We start from the raw sequence: 9,870 nt of genomic DNA, 5'->3' as shown, positions 1-9,870 counted from the left end.
GTATCCGCCTGACCGAGCCCACCTCGACATCCGGTCCGCAAGCGGCCCGGATGCTGCCGCCTGCCCTCCCGAACCTCGATTTTCCGATCAGCCTCCAGGTGCGGCGGAAGAGCGGTCCCCGGCGAATCGGCGGGGGTGATCGACGAGGTGGGAAACACCCGGATCGAATCACCCTGGCCAGATCGCCGGCGGTCGACAGTGGATCACCAACGATCGCAGATCCGCGCCGCGCTCGACGTGACGTCTCGCGTTCCAGGGTCGGCTCGAAGGGGTACGGGCGCCACGCCAACCGCGAGCCCGCCCGGACGGTGGCGGCGGCGGACGCGGAACCGAATCTCCCGAACATCGAATATCCCCGCCCGGCCTCTTGGCGTGGCAGGCCCCGTGGCCAACACTGAGCCGATGACGCAGCGTGTGGAGCTCGCGACCGTGCTGGACCGGTTCGCCGTGGACGAGATCGTCACCGCGTACGCGGTGGCAGTGGACGACGGCGACTGGGAGGCGTACCGAGGGCTGTTCACGTCGGACGGACGCGCCGACTACCGTTCGGCCGGCGGCATCGAGGGCGACGCCACCGAGGTCACCGGGTGGCTCTCGAAGAGCATGGAACTGTTCGCGATGCGCCAGCATCTGATCGTCAACCGGCGCCTGCGGTTCGGCGTGCTGGATCAGGACACCGGCGACACGGCGCGGGTCCAGGCGGACTACATCAATCCGATGAGGTTCGCGGGGCAGGACGGCGATTCCACCGCGCCCGACTTCGTGTGCGGCGGGCGGTACGCCTTCGGCCTGCTGCGCACGGACGACGGCTGGCGGCTGCGGCAGGTGGTCGTCCAGGAGAAGTGGCGCCGGATGCCGCAGCCCCGGCACGCACCCGCGAGCACCTGAACCACCCTCCGACTCCCTCCCCACGCGGCCGCGTGACATCGCGATCACGCGGCCGCGCCCCAGACCTCACTTGCACCCGTGGCCTGTACGGACCCCCACGGACCGGGTCCCGTGCAGGCCCCACGGGCCGCGTCTCCCGGAGACCCCACGGCCCACGTCCCGTCGAGCCACCACCCCCTCACTCCCTCACCATCCGGATCACCTTCCTCACCGGCGCGTTCTGGCCCCGCCCCTCGCGACCTGGGGTGCTCCCCCCGTCGACGCGCCCCCTCCGGTCTCATTGCCCCCTGTCGGAGATCGCCGCCGACGCGCACACTGGAGGGACCACCGGGGTGGGAGGCGAAGGATGAAGAGGCCCGACCGTGGGTTCGACCGTTGGCTGGTCTCTCCTTGGCGGCGTGGTGTCGTCGTCGCGCTGGCGGGCGCGCTGCCCATGCTCGCCTTCCCCGCGCCGTCCTGGTGGTGGTTCGCGTACGTCGCGCTGGTGCCCTGGATCCTGCTGGCCCGCTCGGCTCCCACGGGCCGGCGTGCCGCGTACGACGGCTGGCTCGGCGGGCTCGGTTTCATGCTGGCCGTGCACCATTGGCTGCTGCCCAGCCTGCATGTCTTCACCGTGGTGATAGCGGCGCTGCTCGGCGCTCTGTGGGCCCCATGGGGCTGGCTCGTCCGGCGTTTCCTGGCCGGGGTGCCGTCACCGGGCCAGGTCTGCGCCGCCCTCCTCGTGCTGCCCTCGGGGTGGCTGATGGTGGAACTCGCCCGGTCCTGGCAGGGTCTGGGCGGTCCGTGGGGTCTGCTGGGATCGAGCCAGTGGCAGGTGGAGCCCGCGCTGCGGCTGGCCTCGGTCGGCGGGGTGTGGCTGCTCAGCTTCCTGGTGGTGGCGGTCAACGTCGCGGTCGCCGTGCTGGTCTCGGTGCGTGAGTCCCGTATGCCCGCCGTGGCCGGACTGGTCGCGACGGCCGCCGCGACCTCGGCGGCCTGGGTGTGGTCGCCGCGCCCGGATGTCGACGGCCGGGTGCGGATCGCCGTCGTGCAGCCCGGTGTCGTGGACGGCGGCACGAGCGGCGACAGACGGTTCGCGCGCGAGGAGGCGCTCACCCGGGAACTCGCGGGCCGGGGCGCCGACATGGTCGTCTGGGGTGAGAGCAGCGTCGGCTTCGACCTGGCCGACCGGCCCGATCTGGCGCACCGTGTCGCGGTGTTGTCCCGGGAGGTCGGCGCCGACATCCTGGTGAACGTCGACGCGCACCGGTCCGACCGGCCCGGCATCTACAAGAGTTCGGTCCTGGTGGGTCCGCAGGGTCCGACCGGTGACCGCTACGACAAGATGCGGCTGGTCCCGTTCGGCGAGTACGTTCCCGCGCGTTCCCTGCTCGGCTGGGCCACCTCCGTGGGCAAGGCGGCCGGCGAGGACCGTATGCGGGGCACCGAGCAGGTGGTGATGGACGTCGGGCACGGGCTGCGCGTCGGCCCGATGGTCTGCTTCGAGTCGGCGTTCCCCGACATGAGCCGCCACCTCGCCCAGGACGGCGCCGCGGTGCTGCTGGCCCAGTCCTCGACGTCGACTTTCCAGCACAGCTGGGCGCCCGAGCAGCATGCCTCGCTCGCCGCGCTGCGCGCCGCAGAGACCGGCCGCCCCATGGTGCACGCGACGCTCACCGGCGTCTCCGCCGTCTACGGCCCGAGCGGTGAGCGCATCGGCTCCTGGCTCGGCACCGACGCGAGCGGGGCGGCGGTGTACGAGGTACCGGTGGCCCGGGGTGTCACGCCGTACGTCCGGTTCGGCGACTGGCCGGTGCACGCGGCCCTGCTGGTGCTGGCGGCGCTGTGCGTGACGGAGGGCGCGCGGGCGTTCAGGCTGCGGCGGACCGCTCCTGAACCGCTCGCACCACCCGCTCGCACAGCTCATGAGTCGCCAGCGCGTCCCGGGCGCTGAGCACCTTTCCCGCGCGCACGGCGTCGAGGAACGCGAGGACCACCTGCTCGATGCCGCGCTGTCTGGCCACCGGCACCCAGTCCCCGCGCCGTCGCACGGTCGGCTGCCCCTTGTGGTCGATCACCTCGGCGAGGTTGACCACCTGTCGCTTGGTGTCCTGGCCCGAGACCTCGAGGATCTCCTCGTTCGAGCCGCTCAGCCGGTTCATCACACCGAGTGCCGTGAATCCGTCTCCGGCGAGCTGGAGCACGACATGGTGCAGCAGCCCGCCCTCGGCACGGGCGCGCACCGTCACGTCGTCGACCGGACCGGGCACCAGGAAGCGCAGGGTGTCGACCACATGGATGAAGTCGTCGAGGACCATGGTGCGGGGTTCCTCGGGCAGCCCTATGCGGTTCTTCTGCATCAGGATCAGCTCGCGCGGGTGTTCGACGCATTGCGCGTATCCGGGTGCGTGACGCCGGTTGAATCCGACCGCGAGACTGACGTTCCGCTCCTCCGCCAGGCGTACCAGCCGCTCCGATTCGGCCAGTTCGTAGGCGAGCGGCTTGTCGACGTACGTCGGTACGCCCGCCTCCAGCAGCCGGGTGACGATCTCGGGGTGCGCGACGGTCGCCGCGTGCACGAACGCCGCGTCGAGGTCCTGTGCCAGCAGGTCTGCCAGGTCGGTGTGGCGCTGCGCCCGCGGCAGATGAAGGCTGTCGGCGACCCGGTCGAGCGTGGCGGGCGTCCGGGTCTGCAGATGCAGTTCGACCCCGGGCTGCACACCGAGCACCGGCAGATAGGCCTTCTGCGCGATGTCGCCGAGTCCGATGCAGCCGACCTTCACGGAGTTCTCCTTCAGTTGCCGACGCGGGTCCCGTCGGAAGCATACGGCCGCTGCGGCGGGCACCAGTCGGCGATTCCGTCGAAGCTCCGCAGGAAGAGCGCGGGCCCCGCCTTGGTCAAAGCCGTGATCGCCGTGTTGCGCAGGGCGATGCCGGCGCGGTTGTCCATCATGTTCATCCGGGCGACCTGGAGGGCCTTTCGGGCGATGGCGGCCGTACCGGGTCCCCGGTCCGCCGAGTAGGCGGCCAGGTCGGCGCCCCGCGCCGGTTCGGCGTGGTGGGCCGGCACGATCGCGTCCTCGATGGCCTGTTTCCCGCCCTGCCCGAGGGTCGGCGCCATGGCGTGCGCGGCGTCGCCGAGCAGGGCGACCCTCCCGCGATGGAAGGCTGGCAGCGGTTCGGCGATGTGGTGGACGTCGTGACGCAGTACGTCGACGGGGGCGACGGCGGCGATCAGCGCCGGGATCGGGTCGTGCCAGTCACTCGCGCTGCGGGCGAGCCTGGGAGAGCTGTTGAGGGGGATGCCGGCGCCCTGACGCACCGGCAGCTCGCGGTCGTCCGGAGGTTCCGGTCCCGCCCCGGCCGAACGGCGCGCGCCCCGGCAGCGGGTCAATTTGCCGGTGTCCGTGCCCGCCGGAGGAGCGGAAGGATCACTCGTGTGGGGCATCCTGCACTTCTCCGCTCCCCAAAACGGCCCGGAACCAGCAGAGTTGTGCGGGTGCATCGAACGACGACGACCGCAACGCTCCTGGTCACCGTGGCAGTCACCGCCCTCTCCGGCTGTATGACCGTCCAGCGGGCGCCCGCCTCCGGCTCCCCGTCCGGGACCGGCGTGACCCATCCGGACAGCAAGGCGAAGCCTCAGATCGTGCAGGCGCCGGCGCGGGAGGGGCTGGAGCGCGTCGGCCCTTCACGGAAGCCTTCACCCGACGCGGCGGCCCGGCACCGGGCGACTCCCCCGCCCCAGGCGCCGCCGGCCGCGGCACCCGTGGTCCCTCCGCAGCGCTCCCGCCCGGCCCCGCATACCGAACCGCGACACCCGAAACCCCGCGCCGCCCGCCCGCCCGGCACCTCCGACCTGCCGAAGGGGTCTGACCTGTGCGCCCTCGGCAGGAAGTACGGGGGCTGGACGGCGGACAGCCCGGAGACGGCCATCTGTGCAAAAACGTACGGACACTGACGGAGCCCGCCGCACCCGGTCCGGATCGGTCCGTCGTTCCGTCGGTCGGTCCGTCCGTCGATCCGTCGGTCCGCCGGCGTTACACCCCGGGGAAACGGCGCTCGACACCACGCGCCGGGGCGGGACAGGGTTCAGGGCCGCTGTCTGGGTGGCCCCAGCGTCTCACCGCCGAAGCGGTCGGGTCCGCCGGTCTCCGCCGGGGTGCCGGTCTCCTTGAGTCTCAGTTCCAGGCGGCCGATCGCGGCGCGGACACCGTCGCCGTATCTGTCGTCTCCGAGGACGCCGATCGCGCCACGGGCCCGGCGCAGATGAGTACGGGCGGCCGCCGAGCGGCCGAGCTTCACATAGTCGGCGGCGAGGTTCAGATGAAGCGAGGGGTAGATCGCGCGGACGGCGAGGGACTGGTGGCGTTCGGCGATCCGGTCGCCGGTGAGCTCCTCGGCCGCCGACAGGGCCCGCAGGTCCCAGGCGAGTTCGTCCGCGGGGTCGTCCTGGGTGTCGGCCATGTAGTGCGCCAGCGTGCAGCGGTGCAGGGCGTCGCCGCCCTCGCCGATCTCGCCCCACAGATCCAGGAAACGGCCGCGGGCCTCCTCGCGGTCACCGGCGTGGTGCAGCATGACGGCCTGTCCGATCCGGGTCATCATGGCGTCCGGCGCCGCCTGCTCCTGTTGCTCCGCCACCGCGTCCTCCAGGCTCGTCACTGTCCCTCACGACGCTAGCCGGAGCCGCTGACAATCCCGCTCAGGCGCCCCCGTACGCCGCTGGGCCAGGCCGGTGACGGTCCTGGCCAGCGGCTCGGCGGTCAGCCCAGGTCCGGGATGCGCCAGTCGATCGGCTCATGGCCCTGGGCGGCCACGGCCTCATTGATCTGCGTGAAGGGGCGCGAGCCGAAGAACTTCTTCGCGGACAGCGGTGAGGGATGTGCCCCCCTCACCACCACGTGCCGCTCCTCGTCGATCAGCGGGAGCTTCTTCTGCGCGTAGTTGCCCCACAGCACGAAGACCGCCGGGTCGGGGCGGTCGGCCACCGCGCGGATGACCGCGTCCGTGAACTTCTCCCAGCCCTTGCCCTTGTGCGAGTTCGCCTCGCCGGAGCGGACGGTCAGCACCGCGTTGAGCAGCAGCACGCCCTGCTCGGCCCACGGCATGAGATAGCCGTTGTCCGGGACCGGGGTGCCCAGCTCCTCCTTCATCTCCTTGTAGATGTTCCGCAGCGACGGCGGGGTCTTCACGCCCGGGCGGACCGAGAAGCACAGGCCGTGCCCCTGGCCCTCGCCGTGGTACGGGTCCTGACCGAGGACGAGCACCTTCACCCGCTCGTACGGTGTGGCGTCGAGCGCGGCGAAGACCTCCTCCCGCGGCGGATAGACGGGACCCTTCGCGCGCTCCTCCTCGACGAACTCGGTGAGTTCCTTGAAGTAGGGCTGCTGCAGCTCCTCGCCCAGGACGCCGCGCCAGGACTCGGGCAGCATGGCGATATCGGTCACGTCAACTTCCTTCGATGTGCGGTGACTTCCAGACCACAGAACCTACCGTCGCCCACTGACAATCGGTTCCCGTCCCCCGCGTCACCCACCGGTTGCCCTGTTCTACGGGCAACCGGCCCCCGGGTCCGCTACCAGCTGGTCTTACGGTCCAGTTCCCACACCGTCATGATCGTCGACGGGTCGAGTGCCCGCTCGGCGCCCGAGATCTCCTCGTTCGCGGCCACGTACTGCCTGCCCTGCCACAGGGGCAGCAGCCGGGCGTCGTCGACGAGGATCTGCTGGGCCTCCTCGAACTCCTTGACCACCGCCGCCCGGTCGCTGACGCTGCGCGACTCGGGCAGCAGGTGGTCGGTGATCCGCGGGACCGGATAGGGCGTGCCGAGCGCGTTCTGCCGGCCGACGAAGGGCGCGATGAAGTTCTCGGCGTCCGGGAAGTCGGGGAACCAGCCTCGGCCGAACACCGGGTACTCGCCGTCTCGGTAGCCCGCTTCGTACGTCTTCCAGGGGCGGCTCTTGAGCGTGACGGTGAACAGGCCGGAGCCTTCGAGCTGGCTCTTGAGTTCGCGGAACTCCGGGGCCGTCTCGGAGCCGTAGCGGTCCGTCGTGTACCAGAGGGTGAGCGGGACACGCTCGTTGATGCCCGCGTCCCGAAGGATCTTGCGGGCCTTGGGCACGCTCGGGCTGCCGTAGTCGTCGAAGTAGGCGGTGGTGTGCCCGATCAGGCCGGCGGGGACCATCGAGTAGAGCGGGTCGACGGTGCCCTTGTAGACCTTGTGCGTGATGGCCGGCCGGTCGACGATCTGCGCGATCGCCTTGCGGACCTCGAGCTTCCCGGCCCACGGGTCCTTCGGGTTGAAGACCAGATAGCTGATCTCGGTGCCCGTGCCGTCGACGAGCTGGATCTCCGACTTGGAGCTCCGTCCCCGGAGCGCGACGATGTCCGCGGCGGCGAGGCCGCGGTAGGTGACGTCGATCTTCTTGTCCCTCAGGGCCTTGACCATCTGGGCCGAGCTCGGGAAGTAACGGATCGTGACCGCGCTGTTCTTGCGCTCGGCGAAGCCGTCGTAGTGATCGTTCCTGACGAGTTCGGCCTGCTGGCCCTCCTTGTAGGACCGCAGGCTGTAGGGCCCGGAGCCGAAGACCTTGTTGTCCTTGCGCAGGGCGTCGGCGGGGTAGTCGTCGGGGTCGACGATCGACATCGCCGGCGTGGCCAGGACGAACGGGAACGTGGCGTCCGGCTTGTTGAGGTGGAAGACGACTTCGCGTGCGCTCAGCGCCTGGACCCGGTCGAGACTGCCGAGCAGGCCGGCGGGGCCGCCGCGTACACCGATCTTCCTGATCCGGTCGATGGAGTGCTTGACCGCCCGGGCGTCGAGCGGGTCCCCGTCGGAGAACTTCATGTCCGGACGCAGCACACAGCGGTAGGTGCGATTGGTTCCGTCCGTGAACGCGCAGCTCTTGGCGGCGTCGGGCTTCGGGGTGACCGAGCCGGTGGGATATCCCAGCAGCGTCTGGTAGATGTTGCGGAACAACTCCCACGAGCCGTCCCAGGAGGCGGCCGGGTCCAGCGTGCTGGGGGCACTGGTGGTGCCCACCACGATCGGTCCCTCGTCGTCGGACGATCCCGAGGAGAGAACGCCGCACCCGGCCACCAAGGTTATGGACGTGATCGCCGCAAGCGGTCGAAGACATCGGTTCCGGTTGAACACGCGCACGCTCCTCGATCTGCCGTACCAAGGGTCGGCAGACCATACCGCAGTGCCCCGCCGGGGGAACCGTGTTCCCGGCAGGGCACTTGATCAGCATATTTGTGACTACGTTGTCAGAGCCGTGTGCACCCGCCGACGCACCGGATATCGGATTCCTTGTCGCTCGACGCGGGCACCGAAACTGTCAACTCCCGACAAGGTGCCGGTCGATTGCCCGCGCGCGGGGCAACGGGGCCCCGGCACGCGGACAGCGTCCGGCCGGACGTCGTGTCACTCGACTCCGGCGTTGAGGAAGATCCCGCCGTCGACCACGAGCGTCTGACCGGTGACCCAGTCCGACTGCTGCGAGGTGAGGAACGCGGCGGCGCCGCCGATGTCGGAGGGCACGCCGAGCCGGCCGAGCGGGTAGGCCGCGGCGGCCTCCGCCTCACGGCCCTCGTACAGTGCGGCCGCAAACTTCGTCTTCACCACGGCGGGCGCGATCGCGTTGACCCGCACCTTCGGCGCGAACTCGTGCGCCAGCTGCACGGTCAGGTTGATCATCGCGGCCTTGCTGACGCCGTACGCGCCGATGAACGGCGAGGGCGAGAGGCCGGCGACGGAGGCGATGTTGACGATCGCGCCGCCGTTCTCGCTCTGCCAGGCCTTCCAGGTCTGCTGGGCGAAGCCGAGCGCGGAGATGACGTTGGTCTCGAAGACCTTGCGCGCCACATTGAGGTCCAGCTCGGCCATCGGCCCGAACACCGGGTTCGTACCGGCGTTGTTGACCAGGAAGTCGACGCGCCCGAAAGCCTCCATCGTGCGCTCCACGGCGACGGCCTGGTGGGCCTCGTCGTGCGCCTTGCCCGCCACGCCGATGACGCGGTCGGCGCCGAGGGTCTCGACGGCCTCCTTGAGGGCGTCCTCGTTACGGCCGGTGATGCAGACCCGGTCGCCGCGGGCGACCAGGGCCTCCGCGACGCCGTAGCCGATGCCGCGGCTCGCACCCGTGATGAGCGCGACCTTGCCCGAGAGTTCGGGGAGTGTGGTCATGTTCTTTTCCCCCGGCCCTAGTTGAGCGGTCCGCCGGCCACGTACAGCACCTGGCCGGAGACGAATCCGGCGGCCTCGCCGGTGAAGAAGGCGATGGCGTTGGCGATGTCGTCGGGGTTGCCGACGCGCTGCACGGGGATCTGGGTGGCGGCCGCGGCCTGGAAGTCCTCGAAGTCCATCCCGACGCGGGCGGCGGTGGCGGCGGTCATGTCGGTGACGATGAAGCCGGGCGCGACGGCGTTGGCGGTGACGCCGAACTTGCCGAGCTCGATGGCGAGGGTCTTGGTGAGGCCCTGGAGACCGGCCTTGGCGGTGGAGTAGTTGGCCTGGCCGCGGTTGCCCAGCGCCGAGGAGGAGGACAGGTTGACGATGCGGCCGAACTTGGCGTCGACCATGTGCTTCTGACAGGCCTTCGCCATCAGGAAGGCACCGCGCAGGTGCACGTTCATGACGGTGTCCCAGTCGGACGCGCTCATCTTGAACAGCAGGTTGTCGCGCAGGACGCCCGCGTTGTTCACCAGGATGGTCGGTGCGCCGAGCTCCTCGGCGATCCGTGCGACGGCGGCCTCCACCTGGGCCTCGTCGGAGACGTCGCAGCCGACGGCGATGGCCTTGCCACCGGCGGAGGTGATCTTCTCCACGGTGTCCTTGCACGCGGCCTCGTCGAGGTCGATCACCGCGACGGCGCGGCCCTCCGCGGCCAGACGTACGGCGGTCGCGGCGCCGATGCCGCGCGCGGCACCGGTGACTACGGCGACGCGCTGCTCAGTGGTGGACATTGCTGGTTCTCCTCGCCCTTGGAAAAGCCGGCCCAA

8 protein-coding genes and 1 pseudogene are annotated in these 9,870 nt (G+C 70.6%); 2 read left to right on the top strand and 7 right to left on the bottom strand.

Annotation, left to right across the window (positions count from 1 at the left end; genetic code table 11):
- Positions 1-402 precede the first annotated feature (402 nt).
- Both ACWD68_RS35290 and lnt read left to right on the top strand, forming a co-directional pair.
- Positions 403-888: a nuclear transport factor 2 family protein gene (locus ACWD68_RS35290; RefSeq protein ID WP_451810542.1), complete on the top strand. Its 486-nt coding sequence runs from the start codon at positions 403-405 to the stop codon at positions 886-888.
- A 346-nt stretch (positions 889-1,234) separates the two neighbouring features.
- Positions 1,235-2,821, top strand: a complete 1,587-nt coding sequence (gene lnt / locus ACWD68_RS35285) for an apolipoprotein N-acyltransferase (RefSeq protein ID WP_451810541.1) — start codon at positions 1,235-1,237, stop codon at positions 2,819-2,821.
- On the opposite strand, the gene ACWD68_RS35280 is transcribed toward lnt, so the two are convergent.
- The 7 genes and pseudogenes from ACWD68_RS35280 to fabG form a co-directional block, all read right to left on the bottom strand.
- On the bottom strand, positions 2,739-3,650 hold the full coding sequence (locus ACWD68_RS35280; RefSeq protein ID WP_451810540.1) for a Gfo/Idh/MocA family protein: 912 nt from the start codon (positions 3,648-3,650) through the stop codon (positions 2,739-2,741). The genes lnt and ACWD68_RS35280 overlap by 83 nt on opposite strands.
- A gap of 11 nt (positions 3,651-3,661) precedes the next feature.
- Positions 3,662-4,132 (bottom strand): annotated as a pseudogene (locus ACWD68_RS35275) (FAD-dependent monooxygenase); the annotation flags it as partial.
- A gap of 827 nt (positions 4,133-4,959) precedes the next feature.
- On the bottom strand, positions 4,960-5,508 hold the full coding sequence (locus ACWD68_RS35270) for a hypothetical protein (protein ID WP_451810544.1): 549 nt from the start codon (positions 5,506-5,508) through the stop codon (positions 4,960-4,962).
- Positions 5,509-5,630: 122 nt separating this feature from the next.
- The gene (locus ACWD68_RS35265) at positions 5,631-6,314 is read right to left on the bottom strand and encodes a uracil-DNA glycosylase (RefSeq protein ID WP_451810539.1); all 684 of its coding nucleotides are present in this window, start codon (positions 6,312-6,314) and stop codon (positions 5,631-5,633) included.
- A 128-nt stretch (positions 6,315-6,442) separates the two neighbouring features.
- Positions 6,443-8,023, bottom strand: coding sequence for an ABC transporter substrate-binding protein (locus ACWD68_RS35260; protein ID WP_451810538.1), 1,581 nt, complete (start codon positions 8,021-8,023; stop codon positions 6,443-6,445).
- A 270-nt stretch (positions 8,024-8,293) separates the two neighbouring features.
- Positions 8,294-9,055: an SDR family oxidoreductase gene (locus ACWD68_RS35255; protein ID WP_451810537.1), complete on the bottom strand. Its 762-nt coding sequence runs from the start codon at positions 9,053-9,055 to the stop codon at positions 8,294-8,296.
- Positions 9,056-9,072: 17 nt separating this feature from the next.
- The gene (fabG, locus tag ACWD68_RS35250) at positions 9,073-9,834 is read right to left on the bottom strand and encodes a 3-oxoacyl-ACP reductase FabG (protein ID WP_451810536.1); all 762 of its coding nucleotides are present in this window, start codon (positions 9,832-9,834) and stop codon (positions 9,073-9,075) included.
- Between the last annotated feature and the right edge of the window lie 36 nt (positions 9,835-9,870).

This window comes from Streptomyces sp. NPDC005141, from assembly GCF_053599975.1.
The sequence above is the reverse complement of the archived record's forward strand: the minus strand, read 5'-3'. Positions and strand labels throughout refer to the sequence as shown.

Coding starts and splice junctions, on each gene's coding strand:
- fabG (WP_451810536.1), bottom strand. CDS start 9,834: ATGTCCACCACTGAGCAGCGCGTCGCCGTAGTCACCGGTGCCGCGCGC.
- ACWD68_RS35255 (WP_451810537.1), bottom strand. CDS start 9,055: ATGACCACACTCCCCGAACTCTCGGGCAAGGTCGCGCTCATCACGGGT.
- ACWD68_RS35290 (WP_451810542.1), top strand. CDS start 403: ATGACGCAGCGTGTGGAGCTCGCGACCGTGCTGGACCGGTTCGCCGTG.
- lnt (WP_451810541.1), top strand. CDS start 1,235: ATGAAGAGGCCCGACCGTGGGTTCGACCGTTGGCTGGTCTCTCCTTGG.